Origin of the sequence: Shewanella sp. DAU305 (assembly GCF_026802235.1) — a bacterium.
Taxonomy (GTDB): domain Bacteria; phylum Pseudomonadota; class Gammaproteobacteria; order Enterobacterales; family Shewanellaceae; genus Shewanella; species Shewanella baltica.
Genome location: NZ_CP113808.1, coordinates 2,274,005 through 2,293,968, shown reverse-complemented (window position 1 = coordinate 2,293,968; position 19,964 = coordinate 2,274,005). Strand labels below are relative to the sequence as shown.

The 19,964-nt window shown below is 47.6% G+C and carries 16 protein-coding genes; 2 read left to right on the top strand and 14 right to left on the bottom strand.

The features are described 5' to 3' along the window. Positions 1-374: 374 nt before the first annotated feature. The 8 genes from OX890_RS09800 to OX890_RS09765 all read right to left on the bottom strand — a co-directional run bounded on the left by OX890_RS09800 (position 375) and on the right by OX890_RS09765 (position 10,078). Positions 375-1,829, bottom strand: a complete 1,455-nt coding sequence (locus tag OX890_RS09800) for a methyl-accepting chemotaxis protein (protein WP_259570865.1) — start codon at positions 1,827-1,829, stop codon at positions 375-377. A 104-nt stretch (positions 1,830-1,933) separates the two neighbouring features. Continuing rightward, positions 1,934-2,425: a DUF1097 domain-containing protein gene (locus OX890_RS09795; RefSeq protein WP_012089576.1), complete on the bottom strand. Its 492-nt coding sequence runs from the start codon at positions 2,423-2,425 to the stop codon at positions 1,934-1,936. 211 nt (positions 2,426-2,636) lie between these two features. Then, entirely contained in the window at positions 2,637-4,883 is a 2,247-nt protein-coding gene (locus OX890_RS09790; RefSeq protein WP_268650533.1) for a xanthine dehydrogenase family protein molybdopterin-binding subunit, read from the bottom strand. Position 4,884: 1 nt separating this feature from the next. Next, positions 4,885-5,403 (bottom strand): (2Fe-2S)-binding protein, encoded by a 519-nt coding sequence (locus tag OX890_RS09785; protein ID WP_259574797.1) that lies wholly within the window; start codon positions 5,401-5,403, stop codon positions 4,885-4,887. Between the two features lie 3 nt (positions 5,404-5,406). Then, positions 5,407-6,144: a nucleotidyltransferase family protein gene (locus OX890_RS09780; protein ID WP_268650532.1), complete on the bottom strand. Its 738-nt coding sequence runs from the start codon at positions 6,142-6,144 to the stop codon at positions 5,407-5,409. Next, entirely contained in the window at positions 6,144-7,160 is a 1,017-nt protein-coding gene (locus OX890_RS09775) for an XdhC family protein (RefSeq protein ID WP_268650531.1), read from the bottom strand. The genes OX890_RS09780 and OX890_RS09775 overlap by 1 nt, the downstream gene beginning before the upstream one ends. Before the next feature lie 387 nt (positions 7,161-7,547). Continuing rightward, entirely contained in the window at positions 7,548-9,287 is a 1,740-nt protein-coding gene (locus tag OX890_RS09770) for a methyl-accepting chemotaxis protein (protein ID WP_268650530.1), read from the bottom strand. Positions 9,288-9,433: 146 nt separating this feature from the next. Next, a complete protein-coding gene (locus OX890_RS09765) occupies positions 9,434-10,078 on the bottom strand; it encodes an MBL fold metallo-hydrolase (RefSeq protein WP_268650529.1) in 645 nt (214 codons plus the stop codon). 255 nt (positions 10,079-10,333) lie between these two features. On the opposite strand from OX890_RS09765, the gene OX890_RS09760 reads away from it, so the two are divergent. Next, positions 10,334-11,623 (top strand): alpha/beta fold hydrolase, encoded by a 1,290-nt coding sequence (locus OX890_RS09760; protein WP_268650528.1) that lies wholly within the window; start codon positions 10,334-10,336, stop codon positions 11,621-11,623. 470 nt (positions 11,624-12,093) lie between these two features. Here OX890_RS09760 and OX890_RS09755 read toward each other — a convergent pair whose 3' ends face one another. Beyond that, positions 12,094-14,211, bottom strand: coding sequence for a DNA topoisomerase III (locus OX890_RS09755; protein WP_268650527.1), 2,118 nt, complete (start codon positions 14,209-14,211; stop codon positions 12,094-12,096). Positions 14,212-14,377: 166 nt separating this feature from the next. Here OX890_RS09755 and OX890_RS09750 point away from each other — a divergent pair, with 166 nt between their 5' ends. After that, positions 14,378-14,659 carry a hypothetical protein gene (locus OX890_RS09750; protein WP_268650526.1) on the top strand — a complete coding sequence of 94 codons (282 nt, stop codon included), beginning with the start codon at positions 14,378-14,380 and terminating at the stop codon, positions 14,657-14,659. A gap of 222 nt (positions 14,660-14,881) precedes the next feature. Here the strand turns inward: OX890_RS09750 and purF are convergent, their stop codons facing one another. The 5 genes from purF to truA form a co-directional block, all read right to left on the bottom strand. Continuing rightward, positions 14,882-16,396 (bottom strand): amidophosphoribosyltransferase, encoded by a 1,515-nt coding sequence (purF, locus tag OX890_RS09745; protein ID WP_106650929.1) that lies wholly within the window; start codon positions 16,394-16,396, stop codon positions 14,882-14,884. A 57-nt stretch (positions 16,397-16,453) separates the two neighbouring features. Continuing rightward, positions 16,454-16,942, bottom strand: a complete 489-nt coding sequence (locus OX890_RS09740; RefSeq protein WP_028761030.1) for a CvpA family protein — start codon at positions 16,940-16,942, stop codon at positions 16,454-16,456. A gap of 115 nt (positions 16,943-17,057) precedes the next feature. Beyond that, on the bottom strand, positions 17,058-17,834 hold the full coding sequence (locus tag OX890_RS09735; RefSeq protein ID WP_268650525.1) for an SPOR domain-containing protein: 777 nt from the start codon (positions 17,832-17,834) through the stop codon (positions 17,058-17,060). After that, entirely contained in the window at positions 17,827-19,098 is a 1,272-nt protein-coding gene (gene folC / locus OX890_RS09730) for a bifunctional tetrahydrofolate synthase/dihydrofolate synthase (RefSeq protein ID WP_268650524.1), read from the bottom strand. Before folC ends, OX890_RS09735 begins: the two co-directional genes overlap by 8 nt. A 44-nt stretch (positions 19,099-19,142) precedes the next feature. After that, positions 19,143-19,928 carry a tRNA pseudouridine(38-40) synthase TruA gene (truA, locus tag OX890_RS09725; RefSeq protein WP_268650523.1) on the bottom strand — a complete coding sequence of 262 codons (786 nt, stop codon included), beginning with the start codon at positions 19,926-19,928 and terminating at the stop codon, positions 19,143-19,145. Between the last annotated feature and the right edge of the window lie 36 nt (positions 19,929-19,964).

The window sequence follows — 19,964 nt, the reverse complement described above, 5'->3', positions numbered from 1 at the left end:
ACTGACGATACAATTATCTTGCTTTGGGGCAATATCTTTTTAGCTAAACGAACAGCGAAAGGGTTAGTGAGGATTGGCATTGTTGCACCTGTGACCGACTAAAACAGGATGTTTTAGTAGAGCCCTCAGGGATACTTCTTGTTAAATAAAGGGGTGGCGAGTCATAGTGGAAACAATGACAATGAATACTGCGCAACTGGCAATATATAGCTAACTTTTGAGGTATTTAGAGAATGAAATGGCGGAAATCTACGATTTCCGCCATTGTCGGATGATACGTTACTACTTAACATGAGACTCAGTATCGGGCGTTATTACTCTCCTACCCACGCTGAAAACTGGCAATGCCGACGACTCACATTGAAGGTGACACATTAGCTAGTGCGGTACTGCTTTAAAATGCCATCTAACTCGACCGAGGCATGGTGCAGATCATTGGCTAAGGTCACACTGCGCTGGGCCGTTTGTTTGATGGTTTCCGACTGATGGCGGATTTCATTCAATTGTCCGGCAATGTCCCGCGCGGCGACACTCTGCTCTTCCGCCGAGGCGGCAATTTGGCTGCTCATATCAAATACCGCATTCACCGATTGCGCCATACCTTGAACATCGTCACCGACGGCGATAATCGCGCTGCGGCCTTCATCGGCCTGATCGACTATCTCCATGGTAATGCTAGATAAACGACTCGTGCCAGACTGTAAGCCTTCAATCATAGACTGAATTTCTACCGTGGCCTGTTGAGTTCGACCCGCTAAGGTACGCACTTCATCGGCGACTACGGCAAAACCACGCCCCTGCTCACCGGCACGCGCCGCTTCAATGGCCGCATTTAGGGCTAACAAGTTGGTTTGCTGCGAAATACTGTTAATCGTCGTAACCACGGCATCGATACTCGCCGCATCCTTAGACAATTGTTCCACCGATGAAAACGCTGCGCCAATCTTAGTTGAAAGTAAACCAATACTGTCCACTGTGTGGCTAATTCGCCCACGACTGGCCGACATTTGGGTTGAGTTTTCTTTAGTCTGCAGCGAAGTGTTGCTCGCGTTGATAGAGACTTCTTCAATCGCTGAAGTCATTTGCGCCATCGCCACAGCAACGGAATCGAGGAATTGATGTTGGAAACCAATCAGCTCATCACTGGTGGCCGCCTGTTGATTAAATTCATCGGATGCTAATGACAAGGTTTGTGCATTTTTACCAATGGCCGACACCATTTCACTCATGTTATCGGCGCAGCGGTCGATTTCACGGGCAATCAAACTGAAATCGTCAGTGCCAAAGAAGTTTAATCTAAAGCTCAAATCACCATCAGCTAAGCGTTTGATGGCTAAGTACATATCCCACAAGCCACCGCCGAGTGAGGTCGAAATCCAGTAACTCAGTTGGAATAAGGGCAACAAGCCCACTAATGCTAACCAGAACATAAAGTTAGCATCGCTACGCGCATCGGCTTCCCACTCATGGACATTCTGCGTCAGTTGTAAGGCTTGCATGCCTGACACGCTGGCGCTGGCCGTCACTTTATCCCCTTGACGCTGCGCTTCACTTTGCCTTGAGGTCACAGTTAACCCGTATTGATTGGCAAATTGTGATAAGGCATCAGCTTCTAGCTTTTGCGCCGTGGCAACTTGCGCTAAGGTATCGACGCTCGCTTGAACACGGGCAATAGAAGCTTGCTCGACGTTTCGGTGCGCGTGTTGATAGTTGACGAGTGCCACGGCGGCCGTGATCAGCGCCACCATAGAACACACTACCCAAAACTTTCCGTTGAGACTGAACTTGATCAATATGGCATCAATGGTGCGAAACTGGATTTGTTTCATCTTGATAATTCCTAAGAACAAAATGCTATTTGGCACTAAATCAGCATTATAGCCCAGATCGCTTCGACAGCTATGTCAGTAATAAGATCTGAGCAGGTATTATGCTAATCCGCGCTAGCCACTTGACTACGCGTGGCGGCAGACCACTTTTGTGTCAAGGTAACCAACTGCCCCGTTAACAGGCTCATGCTAAAACCTAATAAGCCACCAATGATCAACGACGGCACGACATTGGCCACATCACCCGCCATGGCAAAGGTAGTGCAACAGCCAATAAATGCGCCGGGAATAAAGCTAAGCTTTTGATAACTAGCCTGTAAACACATGGCCGAAGTGGCTATGCCGGTAAAAATATACCCAAATACGGGCGAAATAAAAAAGCTGCTACCCGAGATAATGAGCCAAGCCCAAAACACACCGGACAGATTCGTGCACCACGCCATCATCACGCCTTGAAAACCAGCCTTGGGTTGAGCGAAAAAAGTGCTGCAACCTAAAAAGCCAATCCAAGTGACCAGATGAAAGGCATCTGCAACGCCACACCAAATAGCCGCCAATAGGCCGGCAGAAATAGCGACTTGCCAACGATTTTCCATGGATGACCCCTTTATAATTCTATTCACGGAAGTTTATCTGTTAGTTAAATTACCTCTATTCTGGTAACAAAAACCTGATCTATTGCTAATTTTCGGCATTAATGCCCGTAAAATCGCTAACAAGCAAATTTTTTGTGGTAAAAAAACGAAAAAAGCGCTTATTAGGCGCTTTTTTGTTCAAACGGCGTTCAGTTAACTCTCTTGCCGTCACTTACACTCGCAATAATTTACTCACGGGAAGGTCGCGGATCCTCTGCCCCGTCGCCGCAAAAATTGCATTGGTTAAACTCGGCGCCACGGGCGGTACACCCGGCTCACCTACGCCCGCAGGCGCAGCATCGGACGCAATAATGATGATCTCAATATCGGGGGTTTGAGGGATCCGCAGCAAAGGATAATCGTGGAAATTCGATTGCTGCACTTTGCCCTCTTTGTAAGTGATTTCCCCCATCAAGGCTAAACTCAGGCCAAACACAATCGCGCCTTCAGTCTGGGCTTTTACCCTATCTGGGTTAACGATCGTGCCCGCATCGATAGCAGCGATGGTATTCAGCACTTTAAGCTGTTTATCCTCACTCACTTCCACCAGCATTGCCACGGCGACATAACTGACAAAACTGCGGTGTACGGCAAACCCCCAGCCCTGATTTTTACCCGCCTTGGGCGCCTTAGCTTGGGCTTTTTCAACCGCGTCGATTACTCCAAAATAGCGGTTCACATCCACGGGGTGACGATTGAGATCTTCGCCATAGTTGCCGTATTTAAACTGCTGGTCGGTAAAGGTCTCACGCCTTGCTTCACCTAACAGGCTGCGCCACATTGCTGGGCAAGAAACCTGAGAACGATGAGCCATTTCATCGACAAAACTGCCGACACTAAAACCGTGCTGAATGTTACACACAGAGCGCATCCAACCAATACGGCTATGCGCCTGCGCTTTTACCGCTTCGTATCTTAAATTCGGCAAAGCAAAGGGTACATCCACAAAGCCTAAATCCAACTCACCGCCAGAGGGATATTCCACCCCTTCGGCAAAGGTTGAGCTAATAGACGGAAATCCAGTTCGGGCTAAAATCGCAGTCGGTTTGTTATTGGCATCGAACAGGGCCTGATAGGACTGGGCGCTGATAGCATGGTAGTAACCGTTTTGGATCTCATCCTCGCGGCTCCAACTCACTTTAATTGGACGCTTGAATTGCTTCGACAACAGCGCGGCTTCAACGCTAAAATCAGGTTTAGATTTACGCCCAAAACCGCCACCCAATAGGGCAACATTCACTTTAATCGCATCTTCTTCCATACCCAGCGCAGCGGCCACATTTTGCTGTGTACTTTGCGGCGTTTGGGTCGATGCCCAGATTTCACAGCCCTTTTCAGTGACATGGGCGGTGGCAACGGGCGGCTCGATAGAAGAATGAATTAAATAAGGCACGGTATAAACCGCCTTTAACGTATTCGCCTCGGGCCAGTTTTTGATCTCCTCGCCAGCTTGGCGCACAACGTTACCGCTTTGTTGTACCCGCTCGACAAGCTCCTTTAAATAAAGACTTGAATCATGCTGACTATTGTCGGCCTGAGTCCAAGTGACTTTTAAGGCTTTGCGGCCTTCGAGGGCACTCCAAGTGTTTGTGGCGATAACAGCAACGCCGCCCAAAGCCTGAAACGCGGGTGCGCCCTTAGCGGCGGGCAAACGATACACATCCACTACGCCAGCCACCTTACGCGCCGCGGTATCGTCCAAGCTTGCCACATCGCTCCCAAGCACGGGCGGACGCATAATGCTAGCGTAGAGCATGCCATCGAGTTTGATATCGTAACCATAAATCGCGCTGCCGCTTAACATGGCATCCATATCAACGATTTGGCGTGATGCGCCAATCTGCTTGAAATCTTTAACCTCTTTAAAGGTTAACGACTCAACGGCGGGGACTGGCTGCTTTGATGCGGCTAACGCTAACTCGCCGAACTTGGCCGAGCGGCCCGATTTAACATGCAACACTTTATGGTCGGCGGTATGCACCTCGCTCACGGGGACTTTCCAGCGCGCGGCGGCGGCTTGCTCTAGCATGGTTCTTGCCATCGCCCCCATCTGACGCATACGGTCGTAATTTTCGCGAATACTGCGGCTACCGTCAGTGTTTTGGCTGGCATAACGTTTATCGGCTAAGCCTTGAATGGGGACGATTTTATCCCAATCCGCTTCTAACTCTTCGGCTAAGACTTGCAGAATGCCGGTTCTGATCCCTTGTCCCATCTCGGAGCGATGGCAAGTGAGGTACACTTTGTCGTCTTCACCAATGGCAATAAACAGATTCAGCCGCGCTTCTTTATCCTGCGCCAGCGCCATAGGGCTCCAAGTTAATCCACTCGCCCCTAATGCTAATCCACCACCCACTGCGCCAAACAGTTTTAACACATCGCGGCGGCTGATATTTTCTACGGCAGTAAAAGTACTCATATTAGCCCTCCTGTTTGGCATAGTTTTGCAGTGCTGCTTTAATCCGCGGATATGTGCCGCAGCGGCAGATATTACCCGACATGGCCGAGTTAATTTGTTCTTCAGAAGGTTTCGGATGCTGCGCCACTAACGCCGCAGCCGACATCAGTTGGCCCGCCTGACAATAGCCACACTGTGGCACGTTATGTTCGGCCCAAGCATTTTTAAGCTTTTGATTATCCAGCCCTTCAATTGTTGTCAGTCGTTTTCCCTGTGCCTGCCCCAAACTGGTTAAGCAAGCGCGTACGGGTTGGCCGTCTAAATGCACAGTGCAAGCACCGCATAGCCCTGCACCGCAGCCATATTTAGTGCCCGTGAGCCCTAAAATATCCCGTAGTGCCCACAGGATGGGCATTTTAGGATCGGCATCTAAGGTAAATGATTTACCGTTGATGGTCAGTGTTTGATTAGAAAGTGTCTGAGAGGAAGCGGCGGTATTCGCTTCCTTGACGACTGCTTTGGTTGATAAAACTTCTGCCATAACTCACTCCTTAAGTGCCAACCACGACGCAAGATCGGCTTGGGTATCAATATCAATTGCGGCGCGGGGTAGTGTTATAGCGACTAACGCTCCCTGCTGTGCTTGTTGTTTTAAAATAGATTTCGCCCCGCGATCACCACTCAAGTGGGTGAACAAAGGCAATGTAGAGGCATTAAAAATAGCAGGTACACCTAAATCATCCAAATAATCGGCGGCAACGTCTTTACCCGTTTCATGCCATGTCAAAATCAGTTGGCGATAATCATCGGCGCTCAAGGCCACTTGGTCAGCGAGCGTTAGCAGCATGGCATCAAAGCCTTGCTCCTTAGCATAACTTGCCGCCAAACTCACTGAGGATGCCAAACCCGTGTGCCACTGTGGATTAATTAAAACATCAAAGAAGTGGCGGGAATGAAGTTCGGCTAATAATGGCTGTAATACGTGCTGATGAGCACCGAGTATGACTAACAAAGGCGCATATTGGGGCGAATGTGTGTCTTGGCGCTCCAAATCTAAATCTTGGCAATGAAGCTGTTGTAAACGCTCAATATGGGTGCAAATGATGGCTTGTTCGCGAGTTTCTGTAGCGCTAAGTGATGGTACAAGCTGCGCTAACTTAACCCCCTCAAAGCGCTTACTTTCACCCGCCGCAAGTACCACGATCAACAGCCGCTTGGATGAACGTGGCGTTTGCTCTGCCAACGTTAGCGCTGCAGACTTTGGCACTGGCGGCAATGTCATCAACGCATTATCTCATCGAGATGTTGTAAGGTCGCGCCATGGAGTACGCCGTGGCATTGGGCCAAAATACTTAACGCCACTGCGCTCGGTAACTCGCCGCCAAGGGCAAGCCCTGCGGGGGCAGAAAACACCCCAGAAAATGATTCAGTACTCAGCCCTGCCATCCCAAGCACTTTATCCCGTCGATGGGCAGGGCCAAGCAAGGCGACATAGGCGAGTGGATGGGCTTGAATGACCTTCAATGCCGCAGCATCTAAGCCCAAGTTATGATTCATCACCACAGCACAATCCAATTGAGCGATATGATTCGCAGTTAATTCCCCCGCGGTAAGTTTCACGATATGGGCATGGGGGAAATCCGCCGCTCTGGCATAGGCGGTACGACCATCAAAAACCGTCACTTGCCAGCCTAATGTATCGGCCATGGCGGCAATGGGCTTAGCGTCGATACCACCGCCAAAAATCCCAAGGTGGAATCTCGGTCTCAGCGGAATAATCAGCGATTCTCCCGCCTCTTGGGTGAAGACGCCTGTGCGGACAAAATCGCTGGCGGGGAACGGTGTCAACGCTTCGGGGTAGAAAGCGGCTTGATATTGGCGCGCATCCGTCCCCGCTTTGACTAATGGCAATTGATAAAAACCCGACCGACCGTGGCGAAATGCCTGTACTAGCTCAATCAAACCAAGATCATGATTCTCTTTTAAGAGTGGGATCAACATGATATCTACTATGCCGCCACAGCCGAGTCGATAGCTGGCATCGGACTCATCACTCGCGTCATAGGTCACGCACGTGACTTGCTTTGTCTGCATGGCCTTTTGGGCATGGCGGCGGAGATCGGCTTCTAAACAGCCGCCACTTAACATACCCACGCCTTGACCAAACTCATGAAACAACATCATGGCGCCAGGTTTGCGATAGGCCGAGCCTTGAATTTGGGTGATCACCGCAAGCACCCAAGCGTCATCCGCCAGCGGTAACCAATGCTCTAGTAAATCTTCGATTTGGTGATCCATCCGCAAGGACTCCATTGGGTTAGGGATATTTGAAAAGACTTAATGCACTTTTTACTGTCGACACTATCGAAACAAATAACCGTCGAAACTAAAAACGCTCAAAACTAAAAAATCGCTGGTTAAGATCGCTGATGAATATCACAGCTATCAACGTCTATTTTGTTATCAAGGTTTGATGCGAGTTTCATTTGTCGATAAAAAAGCATCGCCAAACGCTCGGCATTAAACACTTGGGCAACCACGTTAGCAAAGGCGTGTGTGTATTGAAAGGAGTAATAGATGTCAAAAAGTGTCGAAGCAGAAAATATGTTCAGGAGAGGATTCGAAGAGGAAGGATTGACGTCCATGTCTTGAGTGGCCTTCGTTCGTAAATCAACCACATCTCATCTAAAACTGATATTCCCCCGCCTTAGTGCGCAGTATCTGAGATTGATTATCTAGGCTAATAGAGGTCGATTCTATCTGTTCGATAATTTGTGATACTTCACGGGAATTATCGCGGATCACCATCATACTCGAAGCGATTTCTTTAGAAACCAAGGACTGTTCCTCAGTTGAAGCGGCAACCTGAGTATTGATCCCATGAATCGCTTCCGTACTGTGACGAATGTCCTCAAATACAGCCACGATACGTTGCAGCTCTACCCCCGCCTTTTGCATAAGCGTCGCGGCTTGAGTCACAGATGTGCCCACTTGATTTGTACGACTCTGAAGGCTTGCGACAATATCATCGATTTCTTTAGTGGAATCTTGGGTTCGCTGGGCTAGTGATCTAACCTCATCGGCAACCACAGCGAAACCTCGCCCTTGCTCACCGGCTCTTGCGGCTTCAATCGCGGCATTCAGTGCCAGCAAATTCGTCTGCTCTGCAATCGCCTTAATCACACTCAACACATTACTGACTTGGGTACTTTCGTTCACTAAATGCGACATAGAGTCTTGAGTATTGGTAAACTCAGTTTCCAATACCGACATGGCTTTCAACGCTTCCGATACCGTCTGTTTACCCACTGTGACATGCGCTTCATTTTCAGCGGCGCGACTTTCAGCGTTCGACGTGCTCTCACTCACATGCACTAACGTCGTGGTCATTTCTTCCATCGCACTGGCGCTGGCGTCCAGTTCTCTCGCCACCCGATTTGAGCTTTCACGCGAAACTTGGATTGATGCCTTGGTTTGCTTCGCTAAATCAGCGACCTCTTTTGCAATACCATCCGTTGTCGATAAGGAACTGGCAAGGGAAGAGATAAACAAGTTGATTTGATTAACGATTTCGCCAATCTCTCCCTGAGTGGTGACAGAAATCCGCCGCGCAAGGTTTTTAGAGCGCTGAATGTCGAGCAACTCACTACAGGTCTGCACCAAGGGAGTCACAATCCGACTCTTAACGATAATAAATCCACCAACGGCCGCTAAAATCACGATAAATAACACGAACTGAGACCAGTTTAATGCCGCATGTAAGGAGTCGAGACGACCATTAACTTCACCATCGGTACGTTTATCCAACGCCGTAAAGAACTCATCAATCGGCTGCATGATTTTAGCTTTTTCTCTATGGTATTGGTCGCTATGCAATAACTCCCGCGCCATGGCTAAGTTAGGCTCGCCTTTGATCGTGTAAGTTTGGGTGTTGGGGTCCATAAAGATACCTTTGACGGCATTCATGGCTTTCACTTCGAGGGCAACTAACGCATCTGAGTTTTGTTGGGCTTGTTCGAGATAATGAAATTCTTCATCGGAAAAACCGAGGGACTGCATTTGTGCTTTAATTGCAATTCTCGCACCGTCTGGCTTAGGTTTATCGCCATAACTCAGCACTAAATCCCAATAAATCTGATGGTACTTTTCGGGTCTGGATTTCTCACCATTACGGATAGCTAAAATATCCATATACATTTTTTCGTATTTTTCATCGCCTGTGACGGCGTAGGTGCGAGCGAGACGCGTTAAGTCATCGGAACTTTGCCTTAACTCATCGGCGACTTGATAGGACTGATATCGGATGCTGGCGGCATCATTAAAGAGATCGATTTTAGACTTCACATTGAAGCTCAGTGCCGCAGAAATCACGGCACTCGCGACTATGGTCGAAAATACCACACTCATCATGGTTTTTGTTTTCATACTTACCCCAATAGACAGAAGAACTGCTTTAAGTCTAGAAGGAAAACCAGAAAACATCGGTTAAAGTGGAACAATCAACGGAAATAATCGTTTGATTTGCGAGTGATTATCGCTCACAAATCACGCAAAGATTAATAGCATGACACTTAAAGTAAAAGTTGGTCCGCGACAAAAGGATTATGTTCGCGCTCTTCACCAAAGGTCGACATAGGGCCATGTCCAGGAATAAATTCGACTTCTGTGCCTAAAGGCCACAGTTTTTCGGTGATCGAGTGAATTAAATCCTGATGATTTGATTGAGGAAAATCAGTGCGCCCAATTGAGCTTCTAAACAAAATATCCCCCACCCACGCCAATTTAGATTGGGCAGAGAAAAGGGCAATGTGTCCCGGCGTATGCCCTGGGCAATGCAGCACAGACAAGCTTTGTTCACCCACTTGCACGTTATCGCCGTCCTGCAGGTATTGATCTGGTTCAAAGGCATCGCAATGGGGAAAACCGAAGTTTTGGCTTTGCTTAGGTAAGTTATCAATCCAGAATTTATCGGCGATATGCGGCCCAATAATCGGCACATTGGTGGCTTGCGCTAAGGCTTTTGCCCCACCAACATGATCGATATGCCCATGGGTAAGGATAATTTTGTCGAGGACGAGTCCAAGTTTCGTTACTTCGTTTTGGATCCTGTCAATGTTTCCACCAGGATCCACGACCGCAGCTAGCTTGGTTTTTTCACACCAGATCAAGCTGCAATTTTGCTGAAAAGGTGTCACTGGAATAATCTGATACTTCATAGCTTCAATCTCGTGTTATCCATAAGCGATAGATTACGCTAAGAAACTCATCATGGCTCAAATTTAAAATGGAAAAATTGATCTTCACCAAAAGCTAATCAAATAATCCTAGCCTGCTGCATAAACTATTTGGTCTATACCCAAGGTAGTTGAAGATACGAGTTTCAACTAGCCTAGGTTGCTGCATCTTCAGGTTATTTGGGTATACAATCTGCCAATCACAATAACATGATCCTCTGCCATTAAGGTTGTTTGATGAAACCCGATATTATTCTCGCCGGAGTGCTGGCGAAGAAACATACTTTTACCTTGCCCCTCAACTATCAAAATCCGATTGCAGAGCAAATCCAAGTGTTTGCCAGAGAACTCTGTAGCCCAGAAAACAAAGATAAAAAGCTACCTTATATCGTGTTTTTCCAAGGCGGCCCGGGATTTGCGGCCATGCGCCCCGCCAGCAACAGCGGCTGGATCCGCCGCGCATTAAAAGAATATCGGGTATTATTACTCGATCAACGCGGCACAGGCTTATCAACACCGATTAATTACCAAAGCCTGCAACACTTAGAGCCCGCAGCTCAAGCTGAGTATCTGAGCCATTTCAGGGCTGACAATATTATTCGTGATGCCGAGACGATTCGTGCCCAACTTTGCCCCGCCGATAAATGGGCGATTCTTGGCCAAAGTTTCGGGGGATTTTGCGTATTACATTATTTAAGCGCCGCCCCTCAAGGTGTCAGCGAAGCCTATATTACAGGTGGCATACCGTCATTAACCCGCAGCGCCGATGATGTCTACCTTGCAACTTATCAACGCGTGCTGGCGAAGAATAAACAATTTTTCCAACGCTTTCACGATGCCCAACATTTAGTTACTCGCTTAGCAAAACACTTGCTTGAAAATGAAGTGTATTTAGCCACGGGAGAACGCCTCACGGTTGAAATGTTGCAGCTGCTGGGTATTAATATCGGAATGGAGCAAGGGCCTGAATCGGTTTACTATTTACTTGAGCAAGCCTTAATCAACACGGCTTCTGGGACAGTCGTGAACCCGTTATTTTTAAATCATTTCGGTCAAATGCTCGATTACAACACTAACCCGATTTTTACCCTGCTGCATGAGGCGATCTACTGCCAGCACTCAACTTCACAATGGGCGGCACACAGAGTAAGACAACAATTCCCCGCCTTTAACTATCAGCAAGGTAAGCCGTTTTTATTCACCGGCGAGATGATTTACCCTTGGATGTTTGACCAATTCAGTCACTTAGTTCCGCTTAAAGCCGCGGCAGAAATCCTTGCCCATAAATCAGATTGGCCTGCACTGTATAATCTTGAACAACTGGCGCAAAACCGCGTCCCCGTTGCCGCAGCCATTTACAGTGAAGATATGTTTGTCGAGATGCAATACAGCCTTGAAACCGCGCAACAGGTCGGCAGGCTAAAGTATTGGCTAACATCAGAATATGAACACAACGGCATTCGCATGGATGGTGAGCACATACTGGATAAGCTCATCAGCTTAAACCGAGGCGACACCTTAAGATAAAAGTTAATTTTAAGGGCTAATTAAGTTAACGCTGACATTATAAACCTGCTCCTCATCTATTGAGTGATTTTGGCAAGTTTCAACGACCTATTTCCGTATGAGTAAACCGTTTTGGTTTACTCATTTTTTTGCCAAAATTTAGGGCTATTTCCTGCCATTGTTATACCAATCACATTAAATATATAATCAGTTCAGAGCCTCACAGGCATCTCAATCCAAGGCGCATTGACGCAGAAATGGTTATTCCCTTTTAAGTCAATGCAACACCGGAGTGGGATGCCTGTGTGGCTCCCAAAGGGCGGGTTTCAAAGCGCTTTATACTGCGTTCAAAGCTTTCGACAGAGCACCACTATGCCTTCAAGCCTTCGCCTTGTCTAAAGCGCGTTAAACTCCCGCTGAATGAACAGATATTTAATACGATTGGTATTAATGGCCGGAAATTCCCCTAAAACCAATGACACTCGTGCCTATCAAACCTCAGCAGCCACTTTGCGTGTTCGACTCCGAGTCCCTGAACTCGCACTCGACTTTTTCGCACTGCTACTTGTCGTTGTACTTGTTTTAGCGGTACTTGCCGTGCCAGTGCGTTTTGTCGAGCTGGAGGCTTTGCGGTAAGGCGACTTGCGATAACCGGATTTATTCCCAGCCGTTTTGCGATAACCTTGGCCTTTTAAACCATTAAGCGCGGTGGGCAGTTGTGCTCCTGCATTTTGAATAAGCGTGGATAAAGTGCCGAGCAGCGGTTGCATAAAGGCTTGATAGGAGGTTTCTTTATGACAAATACCGTTCAAGCTGGCTTCCCAAAGGGCAGTCATGTCAGGCGTTGTTGCACTCGCGGGTAAGCTGTTAATTAATCCCTTACCCACATCCGTCGAAACGATAGATTTACCTAAGCGTTGTAAAAAACCGCGTTTAAACAGTAGTTCAATAATGCCTGCACGGGTGGCTTCAGTACCTAAGCCATCAGTTTCTTTGAGAATTTTACGGATCTCAGGGTCGGTTACGTAACGGCTAATCCCCGTCATAGCACTGAGTAAAGTGGCATCGGTAAAGGCCTTTGGCGGCTGAGTATTTTTCTCCAGTAACTCACCTCGAGTACAATGCAAAGCCTGCCCTAGTTTCAGAGGCGGTAATTGGCCGATAAACTCGTCATTCTCCTCATCATCCTTACCCGCGCTTTCTTCCGTCGACTTGTTGCCACTCGCCTTACTACCATTTGGCTCTTGGCGGGCAAAGAGCTGCTTCCAGCCAAGAGATTTATCCTGACGCGCCTTGGTATTAAATAAGCCGCCCTCTATTGTCACTTGTACTGTGGTTTCACTGTAACAATAGGCCGGATAAAACTGGGCTAAGTACTGGCGGGCCACATGAAGATATAACTGCCTCTCACGCTGACTCAAACTGGATAAGTTAGCCGTCTTCTCGGTTGGAACAATGGCGTGGTGGGCATCCACTTTTTTATCATCCCATGCCTTGGATTTAAGCCGTGGATCGGGGGCATCGGCGCCTTGCATTAACTCAGCGGCACCGCTGCTAATCGCCTTAAGAACCGACGGCGCAAGACTATGTTGCTCGACGGGTAAATAACGGCTGTCGGAGCGGGGATAAGTAATGAGTTTATGGCGTTCATACAAACTCTGGCAGGTATCGAGCACATCCTTAGCACTCATGCCAAACCGTTTTGCCGCATCAATCTGCAACGCGGATAAGCTGTAGGGCAATGGCGGATTCTGTTTCTTGTCCTTAGCCACTAATTGAGTCACTAAGGCAGGTTTATCACTGATGCGACTCACCACATTTTGCGCTAACCCTCTGGCTAGTACTCGCCCTTCTTCGTCCATGTACGGCTGACAAGCTTCGCTGGGTTGCCACTTAGCGCTGAAGGTTTCCTGCTTTTCAGTCGCCAAATGCGCTAGCACTTCATAGAAAGGTTTAGATTGAAAATTAGCAATCTCTTCATCACGGCGCACCACTAGCCCGAGCAAAGGCGTTTGCACTCGCCCGACGGACAATACGCCTTGATAACCAACCTTTTTACCTTGGATGGTATAAGCGCGGGTCATATTCATGCCGTAGAGCCAATCGGCGCGGCTACGGGCTAAAGCCGATGTGGACAAAGGAATAAACTCGCGATTACTGCGCAGCTGCCTTAGCGCCCGTTTTACGGCTTGTGGGTTTAAGTCGCTGATCAGTAAACGCTGAGTTTGATGTAACTTGTCACCCCTCACGCCAAGATAGGCAATCACTTCATCCACGAGTAATTGCCCTTCACGGTCGGGATCGCCTGCATTAACCAGCGTATTGGCTTGTTTGACTAATCGTTTTAGCACTGTGAGTTGGCTGCGAGTTGCGGCCTTAGGTTTTAGTTGCCACTTGTCCGGCACTATTGGCAAGTGCTCGAATTTCCACGACTTAAATTCGGGATTATAGGCATCAGGTTCTGCTTGTTCGAGCAAGTGACCGACACACCAGGACACACAATCGCCATTGGCGGCTTCGATAAATCCATCGCCTTTTTTATGGGGTTTAGGCAATACATCGGCAATGGCCCGCCCTAGGCTAGGTTTTTCTGCGATATAGAGGATCATACAAACACCAAGCACTGGATATAATTACAGTATAATTTAGCCCAAACGCCCGTTGAGTGCAAATTTCTGTGACAAACCGAGCTTAAATACCAAAGCTCAAGTGTAAATTCAATTGCGAATAGTTCTCAACAACTACTAAGATACACTGAATTTTAAAGGAGTGGCTATGAGACAATTTGCAATAAATGCGCGGCAGACGATGACAATCAGTCCAGCATTGATATTAAGATTCAATCAGTTACTGTTATTTCATAGCCTGATGTTACTCGCGATAAGTATGCTCACCAGCACTTGGCTGGGACAAATGAAAATCATCGCCATGCCTTTAGCTTGGGGATTCCTGTTAATGATGCCGATTGCGGTGAGTGTATCGCTTGTGCTTAAACATCAAGTCACCCGCTATAGCTTAAGCAGTTTATTCGGGGTGTGGATGCTACTGTGGATCTGAGGATAAGCCAACTAACCTATGGCTGAAAAGATCAGTAGCCTCGCATCTCCAACAATGGATTGAGTACGCAGATGTCGTGAACAAATATCCACTGGCGTGTTCCCTCGCCCAATCGCGATACCTTTCCCTAATGACGGTTAACAATTTATAAAAGATCCATAAAAAAACCATAAAAAAGCCAGTGACGTTATCACTGGCTTTTTATCCGCCTAACGTTTCACCTTATGGATGACAGACGTTATGCAGCTCTAAATTAGTACCGATATCTTTGTTACGGTCCGCTTTAGCATCGTCATTACGCAGTTGCGTCAAGTGATCTAAATACGCTTGATCCACATCGCTAGTGATGTAATGACCATCAAATACGGACGTTTCGAAACGTTTAATCGCAGGATTCTCCATTCTTACCGCTTCAATTAAATCTGGCAAGTCTTGGAAAATAATGCCATCAGCACCAATTAACTTGGCGATTTCATCGGCATCACGACCGTGTGCAATAAGCTCATTCGACGTTGGCATATCAATACCGTACACGTTCGGGAAACGAATTTCCGGTGCGGCAGAGGCAAAGTACACTTTCTTAGCACCTGCTTCACGGGCCATTTCGATGATTTGCTCAGAGGTCGTACCGCGAACGATAGAGTCATCCACCAACAGGACATTTTTGCCTTTGAATTCAGTGTTAATCGCATTCAACTTGCGACGCACTGACTTCTTGCGCTCCTGTTGACCAGGCATGATGAAGGTACGGCCAATATAACGGTTTTTCACAAAACCTTGGCGGTACGGTAAGTCCATACAACGGGCAATTTCCAGCGCGATATCACAAGAAGTTTCAGGAATAGGGATCACTACGTCGATATCGTGATCGTACCATTCTTTCTTAATCTTCTCGCCAAGCTTAGCGCCCATGTTGACGCGACTAGCATAAACAGACACTTTGTCGATAGTCGAATCTGGACGGGCAAAATAAACGAATTCGAAGATACAAGGGGCATAGCTAGGTTCTGCAGCGCATTGACGAGTATACAGCTGACCATCAATTGACACATAAATCGCTTCACCTGGCGCCACATCACGCATCACTTCAAAACCGACGGCATCGAGTGCCACGCTTTCAGAAGCGACCATATATTCAGTACCCGTTGGCGTTTCGTGCTTGCCTAACACCAGAGGACGAATACCAAATGGGTCACGGAACGCGACTAGGCCTTGACCAATGATCATGGCAACAACCGCGTAGGCACCACGAGCTTGTTGGTGTACGTTAGCGACCGCATCGAACACTTCTTCCGACGTCAGGGTCAAACTAGTAGTTTTTTGCAGTTCGTCGGCCAACAGGTTCAGCAACACTTCAGAATCCGAAGTGGTGTTCACATGGCGACGTTTTTTGATCAGCCCTTCGGCTAATTCGACTGTATTGGTTAAGTTGCCGTTGTGGGCTAAAGAGATCCCAAATGGCGAGTTAACATAGAAAGGCTGCGCTTCAGATGCGCTTGAACTGCCCGCAGTTGGATAGCGCACATGGCCAATACCTGCATTACCTTGTAGGCGTTGCATGTGTTTGACTTCAAAAACGTCTTTGACCAGACCATTGGCTTTACGCAGTCTGAAAGCACCACGATCAATGGTCACAATACCTGCCGCATCCTGACCTCTGTGCTGCAACACTGTCAGTGCATCATAAATGGTCTGATTAACCGATGATTGGCCAACTATTCCGACGATACCACACATGGGTAAGCTTCCTCATTGTAAGATGTTCTATCACTTAGGATTATTTTATTTTCTTTCTTATAGTTTGGGTACAAAGCTGGAGGTATTTTCCAAATAGTCAAAAAACCATTGAATAACAACGCCAAATTCGGGCACTAGCACAGAATCTTTCCACCATTGGGAGTTGGGAGAGCCTGTAAAAGCATCCATGAAAAACAACAAGGCGCTAACAATAAGCGCGCCTCGAATAGCACCGAAGCACAAGCCCAAAAGCCTGTCAGTGCCAGATAATCCGGTTTTGACAACAAGTTGTCCGAGAATATAGTTAACTAAGGCACCGAGTACCAAAGTGGTAATAAAGAGGATGGCAATAGAAACGCCATTACGCAGCATCTCATCGTTCATTTGTGTTAAGTGAACGGCAAGATCTTGGTAAAATTGGCTGGCAACAAAGAAAGCCGCAAACCATACCACTAAGGACATGGCTTCTTTGGCAAATCCGCGGATTAGACTGATGAGAGTCGATAATCCGATGACGAATATGATAGCGTAATCAATCCAAACCATTGAGATGGCTTTCCGACATGGGCTTTAAGACGGCGCGATTCTACCAGAGACTGAAACGATTCTCACCCCTAGTGAGGTAAATAAATCATTTTCAGTCTCGTGTTTTGTATCACCATTAAGATTCTAAGGGATTAAAAGGAACAATCCAGCCCTTGAGACGTGTAAGGTTTTCCACCTCAACCTGTACTTTCTTCAGCTTTGCCTCAGACACATCAGGTCCGACAAACACTTTAGTTAATACGCCATCTTTAGGGTTTTCAGGAATAGTGTACGCTTTAAAACCACTCTTACGCAGCTGTGCAACCAAGGCTTTAACATTCGTTGCGTTGTTAAAACTGCCAAGCTGCAAGGTAAAGCCACTTTTCAAGCTGTCACGGCTGACCACTTTAACGGCATCCTCTTTGGCTGCACTGGCTTTGGGCGTTTCTGCTTTAGGCTTTTCAGCCTTAGCCACAGTAGTCGCTTTAGCGTCCGCTTTTTTAGCCGGCTCAGTTTTTACCGTCGCCTTAGGTGGCTCTTTTTTAGGTTCTGGTTTCGCTTCAGGCTTTTTAACTTCAGCTTGCTTAACCTCTGGCTTTTTCACCTCAGCTTTAACGTCCGCCTTAACGTCTTGCTTAGCGATGGCAGCTGACTTGTCACTGTCTGCATTATTGCCTGTCTCAGCTAAGGCGACATCAGCACCACTCAGCGCAGCAGCATCTTCTGCCGACAAGACTTCAAACATATCATCGTCGGCTTTTTGCTGCTCAATCACAGTCGGACGCAAAGGAATTTCAGAAAACTGCTCTTCTTGGCGATCTTTTTTGCCATCCAAAATATCCGGCAAAAAAATCACTCCAAGCGCAACCAGCACCACAGTGCCGACTAAACGATTATGAAACTGGCTAGACAAAACGGACTTCCTGCATAAATTGAGACTTAAAACCTGCCACAGTGTAAAAGGAGCCAAACACAATTACCACATCATCTGGGTTAATTTGCGCTTTTAATGCCGACCATGCCTCAGCTATGCCCTCAAACTCAAATGCGCTGGCCTCGGGTGCTAAGGTTTTGCGCAGCATGGCAGAACTCGCGCCACGCTCACCATGAAGGCTCACTAAATACCAAGTGTCGACCAGAGGATGGATCACAGGCAACACACCCGCAATATCTTTATCCTTCAACATGCCACAAAGGGCAAACACCCGCTTACCTACAACCATTGGCGCTAATTGCTGCACCAAAAAACGCGCCGCATGGGGATTATGGGCAACATCGAGTAACACTAACGGCTGCTCACTCACCCGCTCTAATCGACCCGTTAACCGAGCCGTGCTAATACCCTCAGCAATAATTGAAGGCGTGATATCCGGCCAGCCCTGCTCAATCACTGCCAATACAGTCGCCGCATTAGGTAATGGCAAAGTTGGTAACGCTAAATCGTGTAATTTGAGCACTTGACCTTGAAAATCCCACAGATTGCCATGGGCTTGATAACTGAATTCGTTACCGACGCGATATAAGATGGCGCCAACCTCATTGGCGACATCATTGACAGTGTGTGGCAAGTTGGGTTCACCTACAATGGCAGGTTTACCACGGCGGAAAATGCCCGCCTTTTCACGGCCCACAAGCTCACGGGTATTACCGAGATAACTTTCATGGTCTAAATCGACCGACGTCAGTACGCTAATGTCGGCATCGATAATATTGGTGGCATCTAACCGTCCACCTAAACCGACTTCTAAGATAACCACATCAAGCTGAGCGGTTTTAAAGAGTATCAAGCCTGCAAGCGTAGCGTACTCAAAAAAGGTCAGAGAAATATCGCCGCGCGCGGCTTCAATTTGCTCAAATGCCGTAACAAAATCGCTATCACTGACATCGCTACCATTGATACGCACTCGCTCGTTGTACTTCAGCATGTGTGGCGAACTGTATACGCCCACCGTCAAACCCGATAGGCGCAGAATATTTTCGAGCATGGCGCAGGTGGTGCCTTTGCCGTTCGTCCCCGCCACTGTCACTATCTTGGTTGTACCTAAATCCAAAAGACCAAGGGTTTGCGCGACCTTAGAGACACGGGTTAACCCCATATCGATTTCGGTTGGATGTATGGATAACAAATAATCCAACCACGGTTCCAATTCTGTATTTGACGCTGGTACTGTAAGCATGTCCGTATATCCTCGTATTCGATTATCTCTCAAATAAGATCTTTTCAATCCAACATGAATAATGGCCCAAGGGTGAGCTTAGGTAATTGATATTGTTCTGGATAAGTCACATCAACTAAATAGAGTCCATGGGGTTTAGCCGTTGCTGCGGCTTGGTTTCGGTCTTTTAACGCAAGCAAATCGCCCATCCAAGTCAGTGGCTGATTGCCTAGACCGATTTCTAACAATGAACCGACAATATTGCGCACCATGTGATGCAAGAAAGCATTCGCGGCGATATCAACAATCACATACATACCTTGGCGCGTGACATTAACGCAATGCACATTACGAAACGGTGTTTTCGACTGACACTGGACAGCGCGAAAGCTGGTAAAATCCTGCTCACCCAAGAGTGCCTGTGCCGCTTGGTGCATTTTGTCAGCATCGATATTGCCGTGATAATGGCTTACACCATGGCGTAAAATCCCAGGGCGAAAAGTGTGATTATAAATCACATAGCGGTAGCGTCTGGCGGTCGCCGAAAAGCGCGCATGGAAGCTGTCGTCGACTTCTTTGACCCAACGCACGGCAATATTGTCAGGCAAATTAGCATTCACCCCTAAGGTCCATGCGCCTTCATTACGAATGGCATGGGTTTCAAAATGAACCACTTGGCCTGTGGCATGCACGCCCGCATCGGTACGGCCAGCGCAGAAAACGCCGATAGGCTCGTTGGCCACTATCGACAGCGCCCGTTCTAATTGCCCTTGTACTGAATCGACTTCGGCCTGACGTTGCCAGCCAAAATAACCATTGCCGTCATATTCAATACCTAATGCAATCCGCATCCACTTATCCTCACAATTGATTTAGCGGCGCATTTT

Excerpts from the sequence above, each read along its gene's own strand:
- OX890_RS09800 (WP_259570865.1), bottom strand. The coding sequence starts at position 1,829 with ATGAAACAAATCCAGTTTCGCACCATTGATGCCATATTGATCAAGTTC.
- OX890_RS09795 (WP_012089576.1), bottom strand. The coding sequence starts at position 2,425 with ATGGAAAATCGTTGGCAAGTCGCTATTTCTGCCGGCCTATTGGCGGCT.
- OX890_RS09790 (WP_268650533.1), bottom strand. The coding sequence starts at position 4,883 with ATGAGTACTTTTACTGCCGTAGAAAATATCAGCCGCCGCGATGTGTTA.
- OX890_RS09785 (WP_259574797.1), bottom strand. The coding sequence starts at position 5,403 with ATGGCAGAAGTTTTATCAACCAAAGCAGTCGTCAAGGAAGCGAATACC.
- OX890_RS09780 (WP_268650532.1), bottom strand. The coding sequence starts at position 6,144 with ATGACATTGCCGCCAGTGCCAAAGTCTGCAGCGCTAACGTTGGCAGAG.
- OX890_RS09775 (WP_268650531.1), bottom strand. The coding sequence starts at position 7,160 with ATGGATCACCAAATCGAAGATTTACTAGAGCATTGGTTACCGCTGGCG.
- OX890_RS09770 (WP_268650530.1), bottom strand. The coding sequence starts at position 9,287 with ATGAAAACAAAAACCATGATGAGTGTGGTATTTTCGACCATAGTCGCG.
- OX890_RS09765 (WP_268650529.1), bottom strand. The coding sequence starts at position 10,078 with ATGAAGTATCAGATTATTCCAGTGACACCTTTTCAGCAAAATTGCAGC.
- OX890_RS09760 (WP_268650528.1), top strand. The coding sequence starts at position 10,334 with ATGAAACCCGATATTATTCTCGCCGGAGTGCTGGCGAAGAAACATACT.
- OX890_RS09755 (WP_268650527.1), bottom strand. The coding sequence starts at position 14,211 with ATGATCCTCTATATCGCAGAAAAACCTAGCCTAGGGCGGGCCATTGCC.
- OX890_RS09750 (WP_268650526.1), top strand. The coding sequence starts at position 14,378 with ATGAGACAATTTGCAATAAATGCGCGGCAGACGATGACAATCAGTCCA.
- purF (WP_106650929.1), bottom strand. The coding sequence starts at position 16,396 with ATGTGTGGTATCGTCGGAATAGTTGGCCAATCATCGGTTAATCAGACC.
- OX890_RS09740 (WP_028761030.1), bottom strand. The coding sequence starts at position 16,942 with ATGGTTTGGATTGATTACGCTATCATATTCGTCATCGGATTATCGACT.
- folC (WP_268650524.1), bottom strand. The coding sequence starts at position 19,098 with ATGCTTACAGTACCAGCGTCAAATACAGAATTGGAACCGTGGTTGGAT.
- truA (WP_268650523.1), bottom strand. The coding sequence starts at position 19,928 with ATGCGGATTGCATTAGGTATTGAATATGACGGCAATGGTTATTTTGGC.